This is a genomic window from Nocardioides limicola (assembly GCF_016827675.1).
GTDB lineage: Bacteria > Actinomycetota > Actinomycetes > Propionibacteriales > Nocardioidaceae > Nocardioides > Nocardioides limicola.
The window spans coordinates 200,558-222,846 of sequence record NZ_JAERJA010000002.1 but is presented as its reverse complement, the minus strand read 5'-3'; the positions used below and the strand labels follow the sequence as shown (position 1 = coordinate 222,846).

General features: G+C 71.5%; 21 protein-coding genes and 1 riboswitch. Of the genes, 14 read left to right on the top strand and 7 right to left on the bottom strand.

The window, feature by feature from the left end; translation table 11 throughout:
• Positions 1 to 20: 20 nt before the first annotated feature.
• Positions 21 to 129: riboswitch (TPP riboswitch) on the top strand.
• The 7 genes from JKG67_RS04980 (at position 122) to thiC (ending at position 5,917) form a co-directional block, all read left to right on the top strand.
• Positions 122 to 736 carry a thiamine phosphate synthase gene (locus JKG67_RS04980; RefSeq protein WP_203336168.1) on the top strand — a complete coding sequence of 205 codons (615 nt, stop codon included), beginning with the start codon at positions 122 to 124 and terminating at the stop codon, positions 734 to 736. Its footprint overlaps the riboswitch before it by 8 nt.
• Positions 733 to 1,749, top strand: coding sequence for an FAD-dependent oxidoreductase (locus JKG67_RS04975; RefSeq protein WP_203336167.1), 1,017 nt, complete (start codon positions 733 to 735; stop codon positions 1,747 to 1,749). The genes JKG67_RS04980 and JKG67_RS04975 overlap by 4 nt, the downstream gene beginning before the upstream one ends.
• Complete coding sequence (gene thiS, locus JKG67_RS04970) at positions 1,746 to 1,934, top strand: sulfur carrier protein ThiS (protein ID WP_203336166.1); 189 nt, start codon at positions 1,746 to 1,748, stop codon at positions 1,932 to 1,934. The genes JKG67_RS04975 and thiS overlap by 4 nt, the downstream gene beginning before the upstream one ends.
• Positions 1,931 to 2,698: a thiazole synthase gene (locus JKG67_RS04965; RefSeq protein WP_203336165.1), complete on the top strand. Its 768-nt coding sequence runs from the start codon at positions 1,931 to 1,933 to the stop codon at positions 2,696 to 2,698. Before thiS ends, JKG67_RS04965 begins: the two co-directional genes overlap by 4 nt.
• Positions 2,695 to 3,267, top strand: a complete 573-nt coding sequence (locus JKG67_RS04960) for a thiamine phosphate synthase (protein WP_203336164.1) — start codon at positions 2,695 to 2,697, stop codon at positions 3,265 to 3,267. Before JKG67_RS04965 ends, JKG67_RS04960 begins: the two co-directional genes overlap by 4 nt.
• A complete protein-coding gene (gene thiD, locus JKG67_RS18390) occupies positions 3,264 to 4,226 on the top strand; it encodes a bifunctional hydroxymethylpyrimidine kinase/phosphomethylpyrimidine kinase (RefSeq protein WP_238997971.1) in 963 nt (320 codons plus the stop codon). The genes JKG67_RS04960 and thiD overlap by 4 nt, the downstream gene beginning before the upstream one ends.
• Positions 4,223 to 5,917, top strand: a complete 1,695-nt coding sequence (gene thiC, locus JKG67_RS04950; protein WP_203336163.1) for a phosphomethylpyrimidine synthase ThiC — start codon at positions 4,223 to 4,225, stop codon at positions 5,915 to 5,917. The genes thiD and thiC overlap by 4 nt, the downstream gene beginning before the upstream one ends.
• Before the next feature lie 15 nt (positions 5,918 to 5,932).
• On the opposite strand, the gene JKG67_RS04945 is transcribed toward thiC, so the two are convergent.
• A complete protein-coding gene (locus JKG67_RS04945; RefSeq protein WP_203336598.1) occupies positions 5,933 to 7,609 on the bottom strand; it encodes a glycoside hydrolase family 13 protein in 1,677 nt (558 codons plus the stop codon).
• A gap of 84 nt (positions 7,610 to 7,693) precedes the next feature.
• Positions 7,694 to 8,719, bottom strand: coding sequence for a LacI family DNA-binding transcriptional regulator (locus tag JKG67_RS04940; protein WP_203336162.1), 1,026 nt, complete (start codon positions 8,717 to 8,719; stop codon positions 7,694 to 7,696).
• A gap of 225 nt (positions 8,720 to 8,944) precedes the next feature.
• Between JKG67_RS04940 and JKG67_RS04935 the strand changes: the two genes are divergently transcribed.
• From JKG67_RS04935 to JKG67_RS04910, 6 genes are all read left to right on the top strand, one after another.
• Positions 8,945 to 10,219, top strand: coding sequence for a sugar ABC transporter substrate-binding protein (locus tag JKG67_RS04935; RefSeq protein ID WP_203336161.1), 1,275 nt, complete (start codon positions 8,945 to 8,947; stop codon positions 10,217 to 10,219).
• A gap of 62 nt (positions 10,220 to 10,281) precedes the next feature.
• A complete protein-coding gene (locus tag JKG67_RS04930; protein ID WP_203336160.1) occupies positions 10,282 to 11,874 on the top strand; it encodes an ABC transporter permease subunit in 1,593 nt (530 codons plus the stop codon).
• A gap of 1 nt (position 11,875) precedes the next feature.
• Positions 11,876 to 12,793 (top strand): sugar ABC transporter permease, encoded by a 918-nt coding sequence (locus JKG67_RS04925; protein ID WP_203336159.1) that lies wholly within the window; start codon positions 11,876 to 11,878, stop codon positions 12,791 to 12,793.
• Positions 12,790 to 14,688: a glycoside hydrolase family 13 protein gene (locus tag JKG67_RS04920; RefSeq protein WP_203336158.1), complete on the top strand. Its 1,899-nt coding sequence runs from the start codon at positions 12,790 to 12,792 to the stop codon at positions 14,686 to 14,688. Before JKG67_RS04925 ends, JKG67_RS04920 begins: the two co-directional genes overlap by 4 nt.
• A gap of 26 nt (positions 14,689 to 14,714) precedes the next feature.
• Positions 14,715 to 15,368, top strand: coding sequence for a DUF1707 SHOCT-like domain-containing protein (locus JKG67_RS04915; protein ID WP_203336157.1), 654 nt, complete (start codon positions 14,715 to 14,717; stop codon positions 15,366 to 15,368).
• Between the two features lie 70 nt (positions 15,369 to 15,438).
• Positions 15,439 to 16,347, top strand: a complete 909-nt coding sequence (locus JKG67_RS04910; RefSeq protein WP_203336156.1) for an alpha/beta hydrolase fold domain-containing protein — start codon at positions 15,439 to 15,441, stop codon at positions 16,345 to 16,347.
• Between the two features lie 6 nt (positions 16,348 to 16,353).
• Here JKG67_RS04910 and JKG67_RS04905 read toward each other — a convergent pair whose 3' ends face one another.
• From JKG67_RS04905 to xseA, 5 genes are read right to left on the bottom strand one after another with little or no spacing between them, the layout of a single operon-like run.
• A complete protein-coding gene (locus JKG67_RS04905; RefSeq protein ID WP_203336155.1) occupies positions 16,354 to 17,253 on the bottom strand; it encodes an alpha/beta fold hydrolase in 900 nt (299 codons plus the stop codon).
• Between the two features lie 2 nt (positions 17,254 to 17,255).
• Positions 17,256 to 18,281 (bottom strand): class II fructose-bisphosphatase, encoded by a 1,026-nt coding sequence (gene glpX, locus JKG67_RS04900; protein WP_203336154.1) that lies wholly within the window; start codon positions 18,279 to 18,281, stop codon positions 17,256 to 17,258.
• A gap of 50 nt (positions 18,282 to 18,331) precedes the next feature.
• On the bottom strand, positions 18,332 to 18,880 hold the full coding sequence (locus JKG67_RS04895) for a DUF4245 family protein (RefSeq protein WP_203336153.1): 549 nt from the start codon (positions 18,878 to 18,880) through the stop codon (positions 18,332 to 18,334).
• A 21-nt stretch (positions 18,881 to 18,901) separates the two neighbouring features.
• Positions 18,902 to 19,108 (bottom strand): exodeoxyribonuclease VII small subunit, encoded by a 207-nt coding sequence (locus JKG67_RS04890; RefSeq protein WP_203336152.1) that lies wholly within the window; start codon positions 19,106 to 19,108, stop codon positions 18,902 to 18,904.
• Positions 19,108 to 20,346, bottom strand: a complete 1,239-nt coding sequence (xseA, locus tag JKG67_RS04885) for an exodeoxyribonuclease VII large subunit (RefSeq protein WP_203336151.1) — start codon at positions 20,344 to 20,346, stop codon at positions 19,108 to 19,110. The genes JKG67_RS04890 and xseA overlap by 1 nt, the downstream gene beginning before the upstream one ends.
• 102 nt (positions 20,347 to 20,448) lie before the next feature.
• Here xseA and JKG67_RS04880 point away from each other — a divergent pair, with 102 nt between their 5' ends.
• Positions 20,449 to 22,281 (top strand): coiled-coil domain-containing protein, encoded by a 1,833-nt coding sequence (locus JKG67_RS04880; RefSeq protein WP_203336150.1) that lies wholly within the window; start codon positions 20,449 to 20,451, stop codon positions 22,279 to 22,281.
• Positions 22,282 to 22,289 lie beyond the last annotated feature (8 nt).

Genomic DNA, 22,289 nt, shown 5'->3' with positions numbered 1-22,289 from the left:
CCGCGTCCGCTATCGTGACGAGTATCCACCACGGGTGCCCCGGCAGGGGCTGAGATGGGGCTGATGCCGCCCTGACCGTCGAACCTGCTCCGGGTAATGCCGGCGAAGGAAGTGAGGGGCGATGTCTACGCCACGCATTCCGCGGCTCTTCTGTCTGGTCGACCAAGGGCACCTCGAACGGCCCGGCCTGCTGCCACGACTGGCCGAGGTCGGGGTCGGCGGATTCCAGGTCAGGGCCAAGGGGCTCGACGACTCCACCCTGCTCACCCTCGCCGGCGCCGTCATCGACGCGGTCCGCAGCCACGGCGCGATGGTGATCGTCAACGACCGCGTCGACATCGCCCTGGCCGCAGGCGCCGACGGTGTCCATCTCGGTCGCGACGACCTGCCCGTGCCACACGCCCGCCGGATCGCCCCCGACCTGATCATCGGCGCCACCTGCCGCTCCCGGCAGCACGCGGTCCAGGCGGCCGCGGACGGCGCCGACTACGCCGGCTTCGGGCCGATCCGGACCAGCACCTCCAAGGTCGGGCTCCCCGCACCACTGGGCTTCGAGGCGCTCCGTGCCGCCGCCGGCCCGCTGCCACTGGTCGGCATCGGTGGCCTGGGCGTCGACGATGCCGCCCGGGTCCGCGCCGCCGGCGGTCACGGAATGGCCACCATCGCCGCCATCTGGGAGGACGCCGACCCGGTGGCGGCGGCCGGCCGGTTGGTCAACGCGCTGGCTGTGGCATGACCCGGATCCGCGTGCTCGGCGCCGGCATCATCGGTCTCAGCGTCGCCGACGAACTGGCCCGCCGGGGCCACCGGGTCCAGATCGTCGACCCGGCGCCCGGCAGCGGTGCGTCGTACGCCGCCGCCGGGATGCTCAGCCCCGGCGGCGAGTTCTGGCACGGCGAGGAGGAACTGACCCGGCTGGGTCGGGAGTCGCTGGCGCTCTGGCCGGAGTACGCCGCCCGGCTGGGCGTGCCCTTGCACACCGGCGGCACGGTGCTGGCCGGGGTGGATGCCGCCGACGCCCAACAGGTCGACCGCCACCTCGCAGCCCTGACGGACGCCGGTGTGCCGGCGACGCCGCTCAGCCGCGCCGACCTGCGCGACCGTGAACCCTGCCTGGGGAGGGTGACCCGGGGCGCCTGGCTGCCCGACGAGCGCAGCGTCGACCCCCGGCAGGTGCTGGCGGCACTGCTGTCGCGCCACCAGGTGCAACCGAGCGCAGCCGGCGAGGTCGACACCACCGTGGTCGCCACCGGTGCCACGCTGCCGGCACCCTTCCCGCACCTGGTGCGCGGCGTCCGCGGCGAGATCATCCGGGTGCGCAGCGACGATCCGCCCCGCGGCACGGTGCGCGGCTGGGTCCGCGGCCAGCCGGTGTACCTGGTGCCGCGGCGCCCCCGGGACGGAACCGCAGAAGTCGTCATCGGCGCCACCTCGGAGGAGCACGACGCGGCCGCCGAGGTGACCGTGGAAGGGGTGCGCCGGCTGCTCGAGGCCGCTGGCGAGCTCGCACCGGGCCTGGACCGAGCCACCTTCGTGGAGGCGATCGCCCGGGACCGGCCGGGCACCCCGGACAACCTGCCGCTGATCGGACCGTCCGGCCGGCCGGACGTCCTGCTGGCCGCCGGTCACTACCGACACGGCGTCCTGCTGGCGCCGCTCACCGCCAGGCTGATCGCCGACCACGTGGACCGGGGCGTCCTCGAGCCCGCCGTCGACCCACAACGCTTCGAGACACCAGGAGCAGCATGAGGATCACCGTCAACGGAGAATCCCGCCAGGTAGCGGACGGCGCCACCGTCGCGACGCTGCTCCCGGCCGACGCCGCCGGCGTCGCCGTGGCCGTCAACGGCGCCGTGGTGCCGCGCTCCCGGCACCAGCAGGAGTTGCGCGAGGGCGATGACGTCGAGGTCGTGACGGCGGTGCAGGGCGGATGAACGCAGATCTGGTGATCGCCGGGCAGAAGCTCGGGTCCCGGCTCTTCCTGGGCACCGGTGGGCTGCCGCGCACCGCACTGTTGGCGCCGGTGCTCGACGCTGCCCGGCCGGGCCTGGTGACGGTGTCGATCCGGCGTACCTCAGGGACGGGCGGTGGCGGCGTGCTGGCGATCCTGCGGGACGCCGGCGTACCGATCCTGCCCAACACGGCGGGCTGCCGGACCGCCCGGGAAGCCGTGCTGACCGCCCAGTTGGCTCGTGAGGCGCTGGAGACCGACTGGGTCAAACTCGAGGTGATCGGTGACGAGACCACCCTGATGCCGGACCCCGTGGAGTTGCTCGAGGCCGCCGAGCAGTTGGTCGCCGACGGGTTCACGGTGCTGCCCTACAGCACCGACGACGCAGTGCTGGCGCGACGGCTGGTCGACGCGGGGTGTGCGGCGGTGATGCCGCTCGGCTCGCCGATCGGCACCGGGCTCGGCGTCCTCAACCCCTATGCGATCGAGTCGGTGGTGGCCGCCGTCGACGTCCCGGTCGTCCTCGACGCGGGGGTCGGCACCGCCAGCGACGCGGCCCTGGCGATGGAGCTCGGCTGCGCCGCGGTGCTGACCGCGACCGCGATCACCCGGGCCGACGACCCGGTGTTAATGGCCCGCGCGCTGCGCCTCGGAGTCGAGGGTGGGTACGCCGCCCGGTTGGCGGGCAGGATCCCGCGCCTGGCGACCGCCCGGGCCTCCAGCCCGATGGCCGGGAGGATCGGATGACGTTGCCGCCGGTGGTGCTGCTCACCGACCGGTCCCAGTTGCGGCTGGGCCGCGGCCTGCTGCGCACCGTCACCGAGTGTGCCGAGGCCGGACTGCGCGCGGTGATCGTGCGCGAGCACGATCTGCCGGCCGAGGCCCGGCACGCGCTGATCGAACAGTTGGCCTCCGTCGACGGCCTGACCGTGATCTCCTCGCGGATCCCCGACCCGGCCGCCACCGGGGTGCACCTGGCCGCCGACGGAGCAGCCGCGGGCGGCTGGTGGGGGAGGTCCTGCCACGACTCGGCCGCGGTGCATCGGGCGGCCGCCGAGGGTGCCGCCTGGGTGACGCTGTCGCCGTACGCCGCCTCGGCGAGCAAGCCCGGCTACGGGCCGCCGCTGCGGGCCGGTGACTATGCCAGCGCTGCCGGGGCCGGCATCGACGTACTCGCCCTGGGCGGCATCGCCGTCGGCAACGCCGCCCAGGCGTGCGCGGCCGGTGCCACCGGCGTTGCGGTGATGGGCTCGGTGATGCGGGCGGCCGATCCTGCCGCCGAGGTGGCCGCCCTGCTCCGGGTGGTGTCGGGATGACGCCGCCGGTGGTGCTCACGATCGCCGGTTCCGACTCCGGTGGGGCGGCCGGGATCGCGGCCGACCTGACCACCATCGCGGCCCTGGGAGGACACGGTGCCTGTGTGGTGACCGCGGTGACCGCCCAGGACACCCTCGGGGTGCACGGCATCCACCCGGTCCCGTGGGAGATGGTGGCCGCCCAACTCGACGCGGTGCTGGACGACCTGCCCGTGGCCGTGGTCAAGACCGGGATGCTCGGCTCGGCCGAGGTGGTGGCGCTGCTCGCGGACCGGTTGAGCGGACTTCCGCTGGTCGTGGACCCGGTGCTGGTCGCCACCAGTGGCGCCGTACTCGGAGACGAGGCGGTCCGGGTCGCCTACCGGGAGCTCCTGCTGCCGGTGGCCACCGTGGTCACCCCCAATCTGGACGAGGCGCGGGCCCTGGCTCAGGGCGACGGCACGGCCCAGGAGCTCGCCACCCAGCTGGCCGCACTCGGCCCCGCGGTCGTCGTCACCGGCGGACCCGAGTGGACCTCCACCGACTCCGACCCCGACCGCGAATCCGACCGCGAATCCGCGCCCGAATCCGCGCAGTGCACCGACTGGCTCGCGCTCCCACCCCCCTCCGCCGCCCCCCAGTCGGAACAGCCTGATATCAGGGGTTCCCGACTGTTGTCAGGGGTTGCAACCCCTGACAACAGTCAGCAGTCCCTGACATCAGGGAGTTCCGCGGGGCGGCCGGTGCCGGTGCGGCATCCGGCGGTGCCGACCCGCAACGACCACGGCAGCGGCTGCACGTTCAGCGCGGCCCTGGCCACCCGCCTCGCCCACGGTGACGACCTCACCGCAGCGGTACGCCGGGCCGGTGCGTACACCACCAGCCAGCTGCGCCTGTCGGCGTCCTGGCAGCTCGGCCGCGGCCGAGGTCCGATCGCCCATGTCTCGACCCGTCCCCCCATCGAAGGAGATCCCGCATGACCGTCCACGAGTCACACACCCGCATCCACCACACCGGCAGCCGCCCCGACATCCAGGTGCCGTTCACCCGGGTGGCGCTGACCAACGGCGAGTCCTTCGACCGCTACGCCACCGAGGGCCCCGGCTCCGACCCCGAGGTCGGCCTGCCGCGGTTGCGGCAGGAGTGGGTCGCCGAGCGTGCCGACACCGAGGAGTACGACGGTCGGGAGACGCAACTGCTCGACAACGGTCGCGCGGCGCTGCGTCGCGGCGCTGCCCGGGACGAGTGGCGGGGCGAGCGGCTGCGACCCCGGCGGGCGATGCCCGGGCGCAACGTCACCCAGATGCGGTACGCCAAGCAGGGCGAGATCACCCCGGAGATGGAGTTCGTCGCCCTTCGTGAGGGTTGCGACCCCGAGCTCGTCCGCAGCGAGGTGGCGGCCGGGCGGGCGATCATCCCCAACAACGTCAACCACCCCGAGTCCGAGCCGATGATCATCGGGCGACGGTTCCTGGTGAAGGTCAACGCCAACATCGGCAACAGTGCGGTCACCTCGAGCATCGCCGAGGAGGTCGACAAGCTGACCTGGGCGGTGACCTGGGGTGCGGACACGGTGATGGACCTGTCCACCGGTGACGACATCCACACCACCCGTGAATGGATCATCCGCAACTCTCCGGTGCCGATCGGCACCGTGCCGATCTATCAGGCGCTGGAGAAGGTGGACGGCGAGGCCGACAAGCTCACCTGGGAGGTGTTCCGGGACACCGTGATCGAGCAGTGTGAGCAGGGCGTCGACTACATGACCATCCATGCCGGGGTGCTGTTGCGGTACGTGCCGATGACCGCCCACCGGGTCACCGGCATCGTCTCCCGCGGCGGTTCGATCATGGCCGGCTGGTGCCTGGCGCACCACCAGGAGAACTTCCTCTACACCCACTTCGACGAGCTCTGCGAGATCTTCGCCGCCTACGACGTGGCGTTCAGTCTCGGCGATGGGCTGCGTCCCGGCTCCACGGCCGATGCCAACGACGAGGCGCAGTTGTCGGAGCTGCGCACCTTGGCCGAGTTGACCCAGCGCGCCTGGGCCCACGACGTCCAGGTGATGGTGGAGGGGCCGGGGCACGTGCCGCTCAACCTGGTCGAGGAGAACGTCGTACTCCAGCAGGACTGGTGCCACGGCGCGCCCTTCTACACCTTGGGCCCGTTGGTCACCGACATCGCGCCCGGCTACGACCACATCACCTCGGCGATCGGGGCGGCCACCATCGCCATGCACGGCACCGCGATGCTCTGCTACGTCACTCCCAAGGAGCACCTGGGGCTCCCGAACCGCGACGACGTGAAGACCGGGGTGATCACCTACAAGCTCTCCGCGCACGCCGCCGATGTCGCGAAGGGGCATCCGCACGCCCGGGACTGGGACGATGCGCTCAGCAAGGCGCGCTTCGAGTTCCGGTGGCGGGACCAGTTCGCGCTCTCCCTGGACCCGCACACGGCGGAGGCCTTCCACGACGAGACGCTGCCGGCCGAGAACGCCAAGACCGCCCACTTCTGCTCGATGTGCGGCCCGAAGTTCTGCTCGATGCGGATCAGTCAGGACGTGCGGGCGCGCTTCGGCAGCGACCTTGATCCCGAGGTGGGCATGAAGGAGAAGTCGGCCGAGTTCCTCGAGATGGGTGCCAGCGTGTACGTCGAGCCCCAGCGCTGATGATCCGCGGTGCGGTCAGTTCGCCCCCGAGATGGTGCACCAGACGGTGACGTCGGCCGGCACTCGGCCTTGGGGGTCGAGCTGCTCGCTGCTCAGCAGGACCTGGACGCCGTGGGGGAGGGTCACCGGGTCGGCGCCGAGGTTGGCGACGAGCAGGAGGCCCGCCTCCGCGAGCGTGAAGGCGACCACGGTGTCGTCGAAGCCTTCGGTCCAGGCGAGGGTGCTGGTGGCGGTACGCCGGGCGCGGCGGATGCGGATGGCCTCGCGGTAGAGCTCCAGGGTTGATCCATGGACGCCGACCTGGCGGTCCGCGGCGTACCGCCCGTAGGACTCCGGCAGCGGCAGCCAGGAGCGGCCCGTGCTGCTGAAGCCGTAGGCGGGCGCCTCCGAGTGCCAGGGAATCGGGACGCGGCACCCGTCCCGGCCGGCCACCTGGCCGTTGTGTCGGAACCAGGACGGGTCCTGACGCACCTCGTCCGGCAGGGTGGTGTGCTCGGGCAGGCCGAGTTCCTCGCCCTGGTAGAGGTAGGCCGACCCGGGGAGAGCCAGCATCAGCAGGCTGGCGGCGCGGCCGCGGCGCAGGCCGACCTCCTCGTCCGGTTGTGGGTCGTTGGGTCCGATGCCGTTCACCAGCCCGCCGTCGGGGGCGATGCTGAGCCGGGTCGGGTGCCGGATCACGTCGTGATTGCTGAGCACCCACGTCGACGAGGCGCCGACGGCCGCGTTGGCGGACAGGGACTCGGTGATCGCTTCGCGCAGCGGCCTCGCACGCCAGCCGGAGCACAGGAAGCCGAAGTTGAAGGCCTGGTGCATCTCGTCGGGGCGGACGTACTGGGCCAGTCGCTCCGCGGGTGAGACCCACGCCTCGGCCACCAGGATCCGGTCGCCGTAGGTGTCCAGGATCCGGCGCCAGCCTCGGTAGATCTCGTGGACGCCGTCCTGGTCCCACATCGGCGGACGGAGGCCGTCGGCGGTGGCGCCCTCCAGCAACTCCTGTCCGTGGTCCCACTCGGGCAGACCCTCCGCTTTCACCAGGCCGTGGGCCACGTCGACGCGGAAGCCGTCGACGCCTCGGTCCAGCCAGAAGCGGAGGATGTCGTGGAACTCCTCGACCACCTCGGGGTTGGACCAGTCCAGGTCGGGCTGGCGCGAGTCGAACAGGTGCAGGTACCACTGCCCGGGGGTGCCGTCAGGGTCCTGGGTCCGGGTCCAGGCGCTGCCGCCGAAGACGCTCTGCCAGGAGTTCGGCGGCTGGTCTCCGGAGGGGCCCCGGCCATCACGGAAGTGGTAGCGGGCCCGCGCGGCGGAGCCCGGCGCCGACGCCAGCGCCTCGCGGAACCACACGTGGTCGTCCGAGGTGTGGTTCGGCACCAGGTCGACGATCACCCGGATCCGACGCTGATGGGCCGCGGCGATCAGGTCGTCCGCGTCGGCCAGGCTGCCGAACTGCGGGTCCACGCTGCGATAGTCGGCGACGTCGTAGCCGGCGTCGGCCATCGGGGAGGTGTAGAACGGCGACAGCCAGAGGGCGTCGATGCCGAGCCGCTGCAGGTGATCGAGCCTGGAGATGACACCGCGAAGGTCGCCGGTGCCGTCCCCGTTCGCGTCGGCGAACGAGCGCGGATAGATCTGGTAGATCACCGCGGTTCGCCACCACTCGCTGGCGGGCGTGGAGTCGGAGGGTGCGGTCATAACGGCGCTGGACTTGGTCACCGGACCATGGTGAGGCATGACACACGGTTTCAGCAAGTGCAATATCTTGCTGAACGAGAACTTTCAGTCGATGGGCGCTCGTGCCGAGGATCCACGGACCACGAGCTCGGGCCTGAACAGCAGCTCCGACGTGGCGGGTGGCTCCCCCGCGATCTGGTCCAGCAAGGCCTGCGCTGCGGCATTCGCGACCGGGGTCACCGGCTGCCTCACGGTGGTGAGGGACGGGTCGGTGAACTCGACCAACAGGCTGTCGTCGCTGCCGATCACCGAGAGCTGCTCCGGCACCAGCAGGCCTCGCTGTCGTGCGGCGCGGATCGCACCGAGAGCCATCAGGTCGGAGCCACACACGATTCCGGTGACACCCTGGTCGAGGAGGGTGTGGGCGGCCGTCGATCCGCCCTCGACGGTGTAGACCGTGAAGGCCTGGAGGTCGGCGAGCGCCTCGTCGGTCAAGGACGCGTCGACGTGCCGGCGCATCGCGTCCCCGAAGGCGTCGCGCTTGCGGATGGTGGGTGTGAAGCGCTCCTGGCCGAGAGCGAGACCGATCCTGGTGTGCCCCATCTGAGCCAGGTGTCCGACGGCGAGATCGACCGAGGTGGCGTCCTCGTAGGCGATGAAGGTGGCCTTGAGATCGTCCAGGTAGCCGTTCACCAGGACCAGGGGGAGACCGGCCTCGCAGAGCTCCTGGTAGCGCGTCGGGTCGGTGTCCGCGATCGCGTGGATCCCGGAGACGAAGATGATCCCGGCGACGCCGTGGTTGCGAAGGGTGCGTACGTAGGCGTCCTCGTGGATCCCGCCGGCGCGCTGCGAGCACAACACCGGGGTGTAGCCGTGCTGGGCCAGGGTGACGGAGACGGCCTCGGCGAACCGCGGGAAGATCGGGTTCTCCAGTTCGGGCACGATCAGGCCCACGAGACCGGCACCTTTGGCGCGAAGCCGACTGGGACGCTCGTAGCCGAGGACGTCGACCGCGCCGAGTACGGCGCGCCGGGTGGCCTCGTTGACGCCGGGCTTGTCGTTGAGCACGCGGCTGACGGTGGCAACGCTCACCCCGGCGCGTTCAGCGATCTGGGACAGACGGACCTGCATGGGGCGAGAGTAGTGGCTCTGCGGCACGAATGCGGCCAATGGGCTCGAAATTGTTTGCAGAGGTCACAGAATCTTCCTGCTGCGTAGGCGACAATCCGCCCTGCCTGCGGGAACAGTTTGCTGCAAGGTCTTTCCAAGCCCTGCAAACTCTTGCTACGGTGTGCGGCACGTCACACTGGCAGACGCCGACCTTCCCCGGCCGCCGTCGACCCACCGAGGAGAACCATGCGAAAGAGTTCCAGGACCAGCATCCCTGTTGTGGTGGCCGCCTTCCTGTTGGCCGCCTGCGGTGGCGGCGGCACCGACCCCGTCAGCGAGGTCGCACCCGAGGAGGAGTCGGTCGAGGCGCCCACCCGTGGCGACGCCGACCTGGTCATCTGGACCGACGCCCTCAAGGAGGCTGCGGTCACGAGTGTGGCCGAGCCGTTCGGAGAGAGGAACGGGATCTCGGTGGCGGTGCAGGTCGTCTCCTCGGACCTGCAGGCCAACTTCGTGACCGCGAACGCAGCCGGCAACGGCCCCGACGTCGTGGTCGGCGCCCACGACTGGATCGGGAACCTGGTGCAGAACGGCGCGATCGAACCGCTCCAGCTCACCCCGGACCAGCTCGCCGGCTACTCCGACGTCGCAGTCCAGGCGACGACGTACAACGGGCGCCTCTACGGCGTGCCCTACGGAGTGGAGACCCTGGGCCTGTACCGGAACACCGACCTGGCTCCCGAAGCGCCGACGACCCTCGACGACGCGATCGAGGCGGGTCAGGCTGCGGTGCGTGCCCACGCCGAGGTTGACTCGGCGCTCAACGTGCCGGTCGGCGACCTCGGCGATGCCTATCACATGCAGCCGCTCTTCACCTCGCTCGGCGGCTACCTGTTCGGCACCGACGCCGACGGCGGCTTCGACCCGCAGGACCTGGGTGTGGGCGGGCCCGGCTCGATCGCCGCCGCCGAGCGCATCCACCGACTCGGCGAGCAGGGCGACCGGGTGCTGCGCCGCTCGATCAGCAGCGACAACTCCATCGCCCTGTTCACCGAGGGCAAGGCCGCCTTCCTGATCTCCGGCCCGTGGGCCCTCGGTGACATCCGCAACAGCGGCATCGCGTACGACGTGCAGCCGGTGCCCGCGTTCGCCGGTGCCGAGGACGCCAAGCCGTTCATGGGTGCACAGGCCTTCATGGTGGCTGCCGCCGGCAAGAACAAGGCCTTCGCCCAGGAGTTCGTCACCCGCGCTGTCAACACCGAGGAGGCGATGATCACGATGTTCGAAGGCGCCAAGCTGCCGCCGAGCATGACCGCGGTCGCCGAGTCGATCGCCCAGTCCGACGCGGACATCGCCACCTTCGCTGCCGCTGCCGCCGTGGCCGCGCCGATGCCGGCGATCCCGGAGATGTCGGCGGTGTGGGAACCGCTCGGCAAGGCGTATGCCGCCATCGTCGGTGGCGCCGACCCGGAGAAGACGATCCGTGACGCCGGCGCGACCATCCAACGCAACATCGGCTGACCTTCCCCAGAGGCGGGGTCGACCGCTCGTCGGCCCCGCCGCCCGTCCCGGAGGACCGGATGATGAACGCTGACATCTCTGCCGCCGCCCGCTCCCGACGGGCCGACCGGCGACGGGCGGTGGTGGGTCCGCTGCTGCTCAAGGTGCTCGCACTCGGCACCGTGGTCGGGACGGCCTTCGCCCTCACCCCGTCCCTGGTCGGGCAGGAGCGGTGGCTGTTCCTGGCCGCGATCTGGGTCATCGCGGGAGTGCTGGTCGCCACCTACGCGACCGGCCGCGGGCTGCCGGCGAAGTACCTGGTGCCCGGCGGGCTGCTGCTCACCCTGTTCGTCGTCTACCCGATCGTGATGACCGGCCAACTCTCCGCCACCAACTTCGGTGACGGCACCCGCACCAGCAAGGACGAGACGGTCGCTCGGATCATCGCCTCGTCCGTGCAACAGACCCCTGACGCGCCCCGCTACAACCTCGCCATCGCCACCAGCGGCACACCGCAGAACGGGCCCTACGCCTTCTTCCTGGTCGACCCCGGCTCGGGATCGGTCTTCCTCGGCACCCCCGAGGGGCTCGAGCAGCTCGACCCGGGCGACGTCACCATCGTCGACGACTTCGTGACCGAGCCACCCACCGGCTTCACGCTCCTGACCCCCAGCGAGGTCAACGCGGCCGGCCCCGAGCTGGCCGAGTTCGCGGTGCCCACCGACCGGGGAGCGATCCGCCAGCTCGGGATCAGCCAGGCGTTCGAGGGCCGCACCACCCTGGAGTACGACGAGGCGCGCGACACCATCATCGACACCGAGACCGGCACCGAGTTCACCCCTCAGCAGGTGGGCGACCGCGAGTACTACCAGTCGGAGAGCGGACAGCGCATCTCCGACCAGTCCTGGCTCGCCTACGTCGGGTTCGACAACTACCTCCGGGTCTTCGGCGACGACAGGATCAGGAACGACTTCCTCCGGATCTTCGTCTGGACGGTGCTCTTCGCGACCCTCTCGGTCGGCTCCACGTTCCTGCTCGGCTTCGCGCTCGCGGTGGCGCTGAACGACCGCCGGCTGCGTGGCCAGAAGATCTACCGCGCGATCCTGGTGCTGCCCTATGCGATCCCCGGCTTCATCTCACTCCTGATCTGGGCGAGCTTCTTCAACCGGGACTTCGGGCTGATCAACCAAGTGACCGGGCTGGACGTGAACTGGTTCGGTGACCCGACCCTGGCCAAGGGGGCCGTGCTGCTGGTCAACCTGTGGATGGGCTTCCCGTACATGTTCCTGGTGTGCACCGGCGCCCTGCAGGCGATTCCGGAAGAGCTCAAGGAGGCCGCGGAGCTCGACGGCGCCGGCGGCTTCACCCGCCTGCGACTGATCACGTTGCCGTTGCTGCTGGTCGGGGTCGCGCCGCTGCTGGTGGCGTCCTTCGCCTTCAACTTCAACAACTTCAACGCGATCGCACTGCTCACCCAGGGTGGCCCGTTCTCGCCGGACAATCCGACCGCCGGCGGCACCGACATTCTGATCAGCTACACGATCCGGCTCGCCTTCGGGGCTGGCGGCGCGCAGATCGGCTTCGCCTCGGCGATCTCGGTGCTCCTGTTCATCCTCACCGGAGTGATCGCCGCCCTGCAGTTCCGCGCGACCAAGAGCCTCGAGGAGGTGCACTGAAATGACCCAGGATCTGGCTCCTTCGATCGTTCCGGACGCACGACGGACCCGCCGGAGGGCTCGTTCGTCGCGCAGCCGCTGGTGGCGGGAGGTCGGCTGGCGTCACGCGGTCGGACTCATCGCGGTCATCTGGGCGCTCTTCCCGATCAGCTACATCGTGTCGGCCGCCTTCAACCCCTTGGGCAACGTCGTCTCCACGGGCGTGATCCCGCGCGACTTCAGTCTGGTGCACTTCGAGACACTGCTGAACTCGCCGTCGATCCCCTTCGGGCGCTGGGCCATGAACACCCTCTTCGTCTGCGCCACCGTCACCGTGACCCAACTGCTGTGCAGCGGGCTGGCGGCGTACGCGTTCTCGCGCTTCCGGTTCCGGGGCCGCCGCGGCGGGCTGCTGACCCTGCTGCTGATCCAGATGTTCCCGCAGTTCCTGGCGGCGGTCGCGCTGTACACGCTCTTCACCGAGATCGGTCACACGATTCCGATGCTCGGACTGAACACCGTGTTCGGCTACACCCTGGTGCTGCTCGGTGGCGCCCTCGGCCAGGTGTGGCTGATCAAGGGCTTCTTCGACACGGTGCCGCGGTCGCTGGACGAGGCGGCACGCATCGACGGAGCCAGCCATGCTCAGACGTTCTTCCTGATCATCCTGCCGCTGGCCAAGCCGATCTTCGCAGTCTCCGGCCTGCTCGTCTTCGTGGGTGTGGTCGCGGAGTTCCTGCTGGCATCGATCTTCCTGACCGACCCTCGGGTCAAGACGCTGTCGGTGGGCCTCTTCGGTCTCATCGACAGCGACCGGTCGAACAACCTCGGCGTCTTCGCTGCCGGTGCCCTGTTGACCGCTCTGCCGGTGGTCCTGGTCTTCCTGTACCTGCAGCGGTTCATCGTCGGCGGGCTCACCTCCGGTGGAGTCAAGGGGTGACCCGCCCGGGCCTCGCGGACCCGCACCACGACGGGTCGCCGCTCTACGTCGACACGCAGACCCCCGACCTCGGTGACCGGATCGGCCTCCGGGTGTGGGTCCCGCACCGCGCCGACGGGTCCCCGGCAGCCACCACGGTGGTGCTTCGGTCGGTGCGGGACGGAGAGCCGTGCGTCACTGCGGCGGTGTGTGCCACGACGGAGGCCGCCGGCGCCTGGTGGAGCGCCGAGTTGGAGTTGCACAACCCGGTCACCTCCTACCGCTTCCTCCTCGTCGACGCCGAGGGAGGATTCCGCTGGCTCAACGGCAGCGGAGTGCACCGGCGTGACGTCACCGATGCCGCCGACTTCCGCATCAACACCACGCACCGCCTTCCTGACTGGGTCCTGGATCAGGTCGGCTACCAGATCTTCCCGGACCGGTTCGCCCGAGGAGGCGCCGCCCCGCCGGCCCCGGACTGGGCCCACGTCGCCGGATGGGACGACCCGGTCGTCCACCAGGGCCCCGACGTGCCCTTCCAGTGGTACGGCGGCACGCTTGCGGGCATCCGCGACCACCTCGACCATCCAGCCGGGCTGGGTGCGACGCTGCTCTATCTGACCCCGGTGTTCGAGGCGCGCTCGAACCACCGCTACGACGCCGTCTCCTTCGACCGGGTGGACCCCGTGCTGGGTGGCGACGAGGCACTGGAGGCGCTGGTGGCCAGCGCCCACGACCGCGGGCTCCGGGTCGTCGGAGACCTCACCACCAACCACACCGGCGACGGTCACGACTGGTTCCTGCGGGCTCGCCAGGACCCGGACTCGGTGGAGGCGTCGTTCTACTACCTCCGTGAGGACGGCGAGGGGTACGAATCCTGGCTGGACATCCCGAGCCTGCCGAAGCTCAACCACGCCAGCCCGGAACTGCGGGCACGGCTCTATGACGGTGACCGGTCGGTGGTGGCCCGCTGGCTGGAGCGGGGACTGGACGGCTGGCGGATCGACGTCGCCAACATGACCGGACGGTTCCGGGACGACGACTTCGCCCATGACGTGGCCCGGACCCTGCGCGCCACGGCGACTGCGACGCGCCCCGACGCCTGGGTGCTCGCCGAGCACGGTCACGACGCGACGCTCGACCTCCACGGTGCCGGCTGGCACGGCACCATGGACTACGCCGGCTTCACCCGGCCGCTGTGGTGTTGGCTCAACGGCGGCGCCCCGCACGGGCCGGGGCATCCCCACGGCCTCAACTACCTGGGTCTCCCGGTCGACATCCCGGTGCTCGACGGAGACGCGGCCGTGCAGACGATGCGCGAGGTGCACGGCGCCATGTCCTGGCAGGCCTGGACCTCGTCGACCTCGCACCTGGACTCCCACGACACGCCTCGGTTCCGCACCGTGACCGGCGGTGGCACCGATGGCTGGATCGATCGCGACGGCGTGGGCCGGGATCGGCATCTGCTCGGGCTGGCACTGCAGATGACGATGCCCGGTGTGCCGGTCGTCTTCATGGGCGACGAACTCGGACTGACCGGCCTCGACGGCGAACACGCACGGACGCCGTTCCCCTGGGAGCGTGCTGCCGAATGGGACCACGCGACCCTGACGGCGTACCGGACCTGGGTGGCGCTGCGCCGTGACAACGTCGCGCTGCGCCGGGGCGGGATGCGCTGGGTGGACGTGCAGGCCGACTCGATGACCTTCCTGCGCGAGCACCCCGCACAGCGCCTTCTCGTCCACGTGGCCCGGGCCCCGCACGACCCGGTCAGGCTCCCGGCCTGGCGTCTCGGGGTCGACTCCGCACGCCAGGTGACGCCGCTGTCGCCCGAGAGCAGCCGGCCGCAGGACGAGCCCGGCGAGCTGGTCCTGCCGGGTGGAGGGCCCGCGGCCCACGTATACGCGATCGGCTGACCGGCCCACTCGCTAGGCTGGCGGGCATGAATGACCCACTGCAACTGCGCATCTCGGACGAGGATCGACACACGGTGTCCGAGGTGCTGCGCGAGGCCGCCGGGGAAGGCCGACTGGAGGTCAACGAACTCCACGAGCGGTTGGAGTCGGCGTACGCGGCGAAGGTGTACGCCGACCTGGTGCCGCTGCTCGCCGACCTGCCCGGTGCCGGCCCACGACTGCCGGCCGTGGCGGCCGGTGGCGTGCCGGTGCCGGTGACCGCTGCCGGCCTCACCGACATCCCGCGCCACGACAAGTCGTTCGCCCTGATGGGAGCCCAGGATCGCAAGGGTGTCTGGACCATCGGTGCCGAGCATGCGGCCTTCACGCTGATGGGCGGCATCACCTTGGACCTGCGGGAGGCGCACTTCGCCTCGCGTGAGGTGGTGATCAACGCCAACGCGATCATGGGCGGCATCGACGTGATCTGCAACCAGTGGACGCAGATCTCGGTGGAGGGCGTCGGCATCATGGGCGACTTCAGCCAGGGCCGCGACAAGGTGCAGCTCGAGGTGCATCCGGGCTCGCCGATGGTTCGGGTCAAAGGGGTCGCGCTGATGGGCGGGGTCTCGGTGGTCCGCAAGCCGATGCCGGGGGAGGGTGCCGCCGCCAAGTGGCTCAAGCGGCTGGGTCTTCAGTGACCCGAACCGGACAAGGCCCAAGTCGGCGCGGACAAGGCCCAAGTCGGTGGGGGGTGTGGGGGTGAGGGGGATGCCGCTGCTGCCGCTGCTGCCGGGGCCGAGCCTGCGGCACCGGATCGTGGCCGCCGCCATCCCGCGGCTGATGCCGCGCAGCGAGATCCGGGACATCGAGAAGTTCCGTACCGCCCTGATCCGCCGGAACGAGGGACGGGCCACGGTGCCCCCGGCCGCGATCCGGCGCCGCTGGCGGGTCACCTCCCGGGACATCGGCTTCCCGGCCTGGGAGTTGGCCCCGCGCAGCGGCAGCCACCGTCGCACCGTCGTCCACCTGCACGGTGGCTCGTTCACCTCTCCGGCAGTGCCGCAACAGTGGCGGTGGGCTGCCCGGTTCGCCGACCACCTCGACGCCCGGCTGGTCTTCCCGGCGTACCCGTTGGCACCGCAACACTCCTGGCGCGACTCACACGAGCCGTTGGTCGAGCTGATCACGGAGCTGTTGGCCGAGGGGCCGGTCCTGCTCTCGGGCGACTCCGCCGGGGGTGGGCTGGCGCTGGCGCTCGCCCAATCGCTGCGGGACCGCGGTGGGCCGCAGCCGGAGAAACTGGTGCTGCTGGCGCCCTGGGTGGACCTGACCGGTTCCGCCCCCGGCTTCGCCGAGGCCGCGGCCCGGGACCCGTGGCTCTCCTACGACAACCACGACGCCTACGCGATGTTCTGGGCCGGTGATCCCGACGACCTGGCTCGGCCCGAGGTGTCACCGGGGCTGGGTGATCTGACGGGGCTGCCGCCCGCGCTGGTCTTCTGCGGCACTCACGACATGCTGTACGCGGGCTGTGTCGAACTGGTTCGTCGGGCCGGGGAAGCGGGGTGGCCGGTGCAGTTGGAGGTCGGCGAGGGGCTGCTGCACGTCTACCCGATCCTGCCGATCGGCGAGGCTCGTCCGGCGATGCGGCGAGCGGTGCGTTTCGTCACCGGGTGAGCGGGCTCAGGCTCGGTCGGCGTTGTTGCGGATGATGTCGGAGAACACGCCGAAGAGGGCCGGCGGCAGGTCGTGGCCCATCCCCTTCATCTCCACCAGTTCGGCCCCGGGCACCGCCCGCGCGGTGGCCCGCCCCCCGGAGATGTGCACCAGTTTGTCGGCCGTGCCGTGCAGCACGGTGACCGGGCAGGTGACGTCGGCCAGGGCGGCGGTGCGGTCCTCCTGGCTGACCACGGCCACCATGTGCCGGACCACCCCGCTGAAGCTGATGCCCCGGTCCCAGGTGTCCGCGGCACGCTGCCGCCGCCGCTCCGGGGTGGACGGGTACGCCGGCGAGCCGATCATCGCCCAGTAGTCCGCCGCGGAGGCGACGTACAACTCCCTGTCCCCGCTGCGACGGGCGAGCAGCCCAGGCAGCAGGCTGGGGTGCTGCCAGCCGACGGTCCGCCGGCCGGTGGTGGACATGATCGAGGTCAGGGTGCGGACCCGATCCGGATGCTCGATGGTGAGCGCCTGCGAGATCATGCCCCCCATCGACACCCCGGCCACGTGGGCCGAATCGATGGACAGGTGGTTGAGCAGGCCGACCGCGTCCCGGGCCAGGTCGCCGATCCCGTAGGGCGCCTGGATGGGCAGTCCGAGGAACGCCTTGACCAGGGTGGCCCGGTCCACGCGGTGCTCGATCCGGGTGGACCGGCCGGTGTCCCGGTTGTCGTAGCGGATCACGTGGAAGCCACGACGGGCCAACTCCACGCAGAGGGCGTCGTCCCACCAGATCATCGGGCCGCCCAGCCCCATCACCAGCAGCAGCGGCTCGTCGGTGGGGTCGCCGAATGTCTGGTAGCACAGCGACACCTCACCGAGGTCCGCGAAGGCCTCGTCGGAGGTGAGGATGTCGCCGGCCATGGCTATTTCTCGAAGTCGATGGCCGAGTAGGAACGGAGCTTGGACAGCCGGTGCTCGCTGGTGATCCGCCGGATGGTGCCCGAGCGTGACCGCATCACCAGCGAGTCGGTGGTGGCGCCACCGGCGCGGTAGCGCACGCCCTTCATGAGTTCCCCGTCGGTGATGCCGGTGGCGACGAAGAAGCAGTCGTCGCCGGTGACCAGGTCGTCGGTGGAGAGCACGTGGTCGGGGTCGAGGTTGTGTCCGGCGTCGATGGCGCGCTGCCGCTCGTCGTCGTCGACGGGCCACAGGCGGCCCTGGATGACGCCGCCGGTGCACTTCATGGCGCAGGCGGCGATGATCCCCTCCGGGGTGCCGCCGATCCCCAACAGCAGGTCGATGCCGGTGTCGGGCCGGGCGGCCATGATCGCGCCGGCCACGTCCCCGTCGACGATGAACTTGATCCGGGCTCCGGTGGCCCGGATCTCCTCGGCCATCTGCTCGTGCCGTGGCCGGTCCAGCAGTACGACGGTCACGTCGGCGGGCGAGGAGCCTTTGGCCTTGGCGATCCGGTGGATGTTCTCAGCCACCGGGTAGCGGAGGTCGACCACATCGGCCGCTTCGGGGCCGGTGACCAGCTTCTCCATGTAGAAGACCGCCGACGGGTCGTACATCGAGCCCCGTGGGCTGACCGCGAGCACGGCGATGGCGTTGCTCATCCCCTTGGCGGTCAGCGTGGTGCCGTCGATCGGGTCGACGGCCACGTCGCATTCGGGGCCGGTGCCGTCGCCGACCCGTTCGCCGTTGAAGAGCATCGGGGCGTCGTCCTTCTCGCCCTCGCCGATCACCACGGTGCCGTTCATGCCGATGCTGGAGATCATCACCCGCATCGCTTCGACGGCGACTCCGTCGGCGCCGAGCTTGTCGCCGCGGCCGACCCAGCGGCCCGCAGCCATGGCCGCCGCCTCGGTGACGCGCACCAACTCCAGGGCCAGGTTGCGGTCGGGCAAGGACGGACGGGGGGCGCTGGGGGAGTGGGCCTCTGCCATGCCTCGGATGTTATCTGTTCGACCGGGACGGTGGCCGCGGTGACCGCCCCTCAGCCGCTCCTGGGGGCGAAGGTGAGCCGGGTGGCCAGCTCCTGGATCGCTGCTGGGCCGGCGGTGCCGTAGACGAGCAGCACCTCGTCGTCGGACAGTTCGGCGACCAGCACATGGTCCTGATCGGTGGTCCACACCGTCCAGTCCGTCACCTCGGCGCTCGGCAGGCGCAGGCTCTCGCCCTCCTCCGCGTCCTCACCGACGACCGCCAGCAACGCGTCCTCGACGCTGGTGACCTCCTGTCGGACGCCGACGAACCTGCGGTCGTCGGTCACCATCAGCAGCGACCACAGGGTGCGCGGCGCGAGCCGGTAGTCGAGCGGCTCGCGCACGTGCCAGCCCTCGGGCAGCGGGTCGGGCCAGGCCACCTGTGTGTCCTGCTCCTGGAGGTAGCGGACCGCGGAGTGCCACTCCACCGGGCGCGGCTCCACGGCGACGTTGTCGCGCAGGACGCCGCGGAATGCGACGAAGCCGATCACGGCCACCAGCGTGACCACCAGTGCGCCGATCAGGCCGGCGAAGGAACGGGTGTGTCGGGATTGGCTCACCGGGCCATTGTCCGGCACCGCCTACTCGTCGGGTTGCGCGGCCTCCAGCTTGCGGCGGGCGCCGTCCAGCCACTCCTGACAGCGGGCGGCCAGCGCCTCGCCGCGCTCCCACAGGGTGAGTGACTCCTCCAGGGTGGTGCCCCCGGTCTCCAACCGGGTCACGATCTGCACCAACTCGTCCCGGGCTGCCTCGTAGGAGAGGGTGGCAGGGTCGACGGTCTCGGACATCAGGACTCCTCCGGCAGGGCAAGGGGTTCGGCGTGGGTGGTGGTGGCGTGCAGGCGTCCGTCGGCGACCCGGACCAGGATCTCGGCTCCTACCCCGACGTCGGCCACGGACGAGACCAGGCGCCCGGCCGGGTCGGTGAGGACCGCGTAGCCCCGTCGTAGCGTGGCCAGCGGCGACAGGGCCCTGGCTCTGGCCAGCTGGTGTCCGATCTCGTCGGTGGCTCGGTCGAGTCGGTGACCGACGGTACGACGTCCACGGTCGGCGAGTTGATCGATCTCCTCGGCGTGCCGGTCCAGCAGGGTGCGAGGGTCGGCCATCGCCGGCCGGGAGCGCAGCGCATCCAGCAGCGCCTGCTCCCGGTCGGTGCGGTGCCGGATCGAGGCCCTGAGCCGGTCGACGGCGACGGTGAGCCGGTGGGACTCCTCGGCCATGTCGGGCACCACCAGCTTCGCCGCATCGGTCGGGGTGGCGGCCCTCAGGTCGGCGACCAGGTCCAGCAGGGGGGTGTCCTGATCGTGGCCGATCGCCGAGACCACGGGTGTGGTGACGGCGAAGACGACGCGGATCAGACCGGCGTTGCTGAACGGCATCAGATCCTCGACCGAGCCGCCGCCGCGGGCCACGATGATCACATCGACCTCGGGGTCGGCGTCCAGGCTCCGGATCGCGGCGATGTTCTCCTCCGCCGCCCTGGTGCCCTGCATGGTGGCCGCGGCCACCCGGAACCGGACCTGTGGCCATCGCCGTCGGGCGACCTCGAGCACGTCCTGCTCGGCCGCCGAGCCCGGGGAGGTGACCAGCCCGATGCACCGGGGCAGGAACGGCAGGCGCCGTTTGCGTTCGGGCGCGAAGAGCCCCTCCGCGGCGAGCAGGCGCTTCTCCCGCTCCATCCGGGCGAGCAGTTCGCCGAGCCCGACCATCCGGAACTGGCGCGCCTCCAGCGACACGGTGCCCTTCGGCACGTAGTACTGCGGCTTGGCGTGGACGACCACCGAGGCCCCCTCCACCAGCGGCGGATCGAGGGAGTCCAGCACGTCGCGGCGCGCGGTCACCGTCATCGATACGTCGGCCAACGGATCCCGCAGCACCAGGAAGGCGGTGGCGCTGCCCTGGCGACGACTGATCTGGGTCACCTGGCCCTCCACCCACAGCGGGGTGAGGTCATCGATCCGGTGGGCGATCCCGGTGGCCACCGCGCGCACCGGGACCGGCGACTCGGGACTCGTCTGCAGGGCCACCCGGCCAACCCTAGGCGAGGAGTCCGACATCGCTGTGCGATTGGACACGCGCTCGTCTCAGAAGACCACCTTCGGGGGAGGAGAGGCATATCCTTCGAGGCGATGACTGACTTCAGCGAGGCACCGGGCGACGCCGACGAGAGTTCCCCACGGCGGTGGCGCCGCCGTGGCCCCTCCCCGGTGCCGTTGGGCGAGCCACCGACCCCGGCCACCGTCACGTTGCAGCAGGCCGAGGAGATGGTCGCCGCGGCCACCGCCGCCGCGGCGCGGGCGGAGCAGTTGCGCGAGTCCGCGGAACGGGCCGCCGCCGAGCATGCGGCTGAGCGGATGGTCGCCGACGAGGCAGCCACCCGGGCGGCCGAGGCGCTGGTGGCTGCGCAGACGGATGCCGAGCAGGCCAGCGCCGCCGCCGCGCAGGCGCATGCGGCTCGGGCCGCGGCCGAGCAGGCCGTCGAGGCCCTGGCCGTCGAGCAGGCAACCCGCCAGACCGACCTGACGGCCCGGCTCGACGCGCTGGAGGAGCGGGTCGCCAGCAGCGTCGCCGAACGCGAGTCGGCGCTCGCCGAGGTGGCTGCCGCGACTGAGGCCCGCCGGGTCGCCGAGGAGGCCGTCGAAGCGGCAGCCCGGGCCCGCGAGGACGCCGAGCGGCGTGCCGACGAGGCCGCCGAACGAGCCGCGGCGGCCGAGGCCGCCCGCGCCGATGCCGCCGACCGGGCCACCGACCAGGCTCGGTTGGCCGAGCAGGCGCAGGAACTACGTCTGGAGGCCGAGCAGGCCGCCACTCAGCAGTCGGCGATGGCGGCCGAGGCCAACGTCGCCCTGGTCGATCTGGAGTCCCGCACCGCCGCGCTGGCCGAGATCGTGGCCGGCGTCCAGGCGACCATCGGTGAGGCGGAGGCTGCCGTCGCGCGTCAGGCCGAGTTGGCTCAGGCGGCCCAGGAGGCCCGGGAAGCTGCCGAGGACGGGGCCAGGGCTGCCGCCGACGTCGCCGCTGCGGCACAGCGCGCCGCGGCTGACGCACAGCGCTCCCGGGAGGGCGCCGAGCGGGTCGCCCAGGATGAGGCGGCTCGGGCTGCGGAAGCACTGGCGGCGCGTACGGCGGCCGAGCAGGGCGCGGCCGAGCAGGCCCAGTCGGCGGCCGAGGCCGAGCGGGATCGTGCGGCAGCCGAGGAGCAGACCCGGACTCTGGCCATCCGGCTGGCCGAGACCATCGAGGCCCGGGAGGTCGCCGAGGCGGCCGCCGCCGACCAGGCCCAGGCCCGTGCCGCTGCCGAGCTGGCCGCCACCGAAGCGGCGACGCTGCGGCAGCAGGCCGAGGAGCGCGCGTTGGCCGAGGCCGAACGCGCCGAGCAGGCATTGCGCCAGCGTCGCGAGGCCGAGCAGGCGCTGGCCGAGGCGGCCGAGGACGCCCGGCAGCAGTTGGCCGATCAGACGGCGCTGCTGGACGCGGCGTACGCCGCCCGCACGGACGCCGAGCAGGCGGCTGCCGAGGCGATCGCGGCGCGCGCCGCTGCCGAGGCGGTCGCCGCCGAGCGGGAGACGGACCGGGCCGCGGCGGAGGCGGCGGTGCTGCGCAGCACCGAGATCGCCCAGGCGGCGGTGGTCGACGGGCACGCCAGCGAGGAGCGGGCGGGCCGGATGGCCGTGGAGCTCGCCGACGTCCGTGAGGCGTTCGCCGTGCATGTCGAGCGCAACGCCCGTTGGTGGGGCCTGCGGCTGCGGGCGCTGACCGCGATGCTGGTGATCCTGGCGGTCACCGCTGGCGGTGCCTTGGGCTGGCTGGTGGCCGAGGAGCGGTGGCGCACCCCCGAGGCCGCCGGGGTGGCTGCGGTCGGGCTGCTGCTGCTGGTGGCCACCTGGCTGGTGCGCTCGGGTCCGCCGAGGGTGAAGCGCGGCGTCGGCGCCGGGGCATCCGACGTCACCGGCCCCGCGTAGACTCACCC

What these genes read in the sequence shown, in the direction of transcription:
- JKG67_RS04980 (WP_203336168.1), top strand. Translation starts at nt 122, where the DNA reads ATGTCTACGCCACGCATTCCGCGGCTCTTCTGTCTGGTCGACCAAGGG.
- JKG67_RS04975 (WP_203336167.1), top strand. Translation starts at nt 733, where the DNA reads ATGACCCGGATCCGCGTGCTCGGCGCCGGCATCATCGGTCTCAGCGTC.
- thiS (WP_203336166.1), top strand. Translation starts at nt 1,746, where the DNA reads ATGAGGATCACCGTCAACGGAGAATCCCGCCAGGTAGCGGACGGCGCC.
- JKG67_RS04965 (WP_203336165.1), top strand. Translation starts at nt 1,931, where the DNA reads ATGAACGCAGATCTGGTGATCGCCGGGCAGAAGCTCGGGTCCCGGCTC.
- JKG67_RS04960 (WP_203336164.1), top strand. Translation starts at nt 2,695, where the DNA reads ATGACGTTGCCGCCGGTGGTGCTGCTCACCGACCGGTCCCAGTTGCGG.
- thiD (WP_238997971.1), top strand. Translation starts at nt 3,264, where the DNA reads ATGACGCCGCCGGTGGTGCTCACGATCGCCGGTTCCGACTCCGGTGGG.
- thiC (WP_203336163.1), top strand. Translation starts at nt 4,223, where the DNA reads ATGACCGTCCACGAGTCACACACCCGCATCCACCACACCGGCAGCCGC.
- JKG67_RS04945 (WP_203336598.1), bottom strand. Translation starts at nt 7,609, where the DNA reads ATGACCGCACCCTCCGACTCCACGCCCGCCAGCGAGTGGTGGCGAACC.
- JKG67_RS04940 (WP_203336162.1), bottom strand. Translation starts at nt 8,719, where the DNA reads ATGCAGGTCCGTCTGTCCCAGATCGCTGAACGCGCCGGGGTGAGCGTT.
- JKG67_RS04935 (WP_203336161.1), top strand. Translation starts at nt 8,945, where the DNA reads ATGCGAAAGAGTTCCAGGACCAGCATCCCTGTTGTGGTGGCCGCCTTC.
- JKG67_RS04930 (WP_203336160.1), top strand. Translation starts at nt 10,282, where the DNA reads ATGAACGCTGACATCTCTGCCGCCGCCCGCTCCCGACGGGCCGACCGG.
- JKG67_RS04925 (WP_203336159.1), top strand. Translation starts at nt 11,876, where the DNA reads ATGACCCAGGATCTGGCTCCTTCGATCGTTCCGGACGCACGACGGACC.
- JKG67_RS04915 (WP_203336157.1), top strand. Translation starts at nt 14,715, where the DNA reads ATGAATGACCCACTGCAACTGCGCATCTCGGACGAGGATCGACACACG.
- JKG67_RS04910 (WP_203336156.1), top strand. Translation starts at nt 15,439, where the DNA reads ATGCCGCTGCTGCCGCTGCTGCCGGGGCCGAGCCTGCGGCACCGGATC.
- JKG67_RS04905 (WP_203336155.1), bottom strand. Translation starts at nt 17,253, where the DNA reads ATGGCCGGCGACATCCTCACCTCCGACGAGGCCTTCGCGGACCTCGGT.
- glpX (WP_203336154.1), bottom strand. Translation starts at nt 18,281, where the DNA reads ATGGCAGAGGCCCACTCCCCCAGCGCCCCCCGTCCGTCCTTGCCCGAC.
- JKG67_RS04890 (WP_203336152.1), bottom strand. Translation starts at nt 19,108, where the DNA reads ATGTCCGAGACCGTCGACCCTGCCACCCTCTCCTACGAGGCAGCCCGG.
- JKG67_RS04880 (WP_203336150.1), top strand. Translation starts at nt 20,449, where the DNA reads ATGACTGACTTCAGCGAGGCACCGGGCGACGCCGACGAGAGTTCCCCA.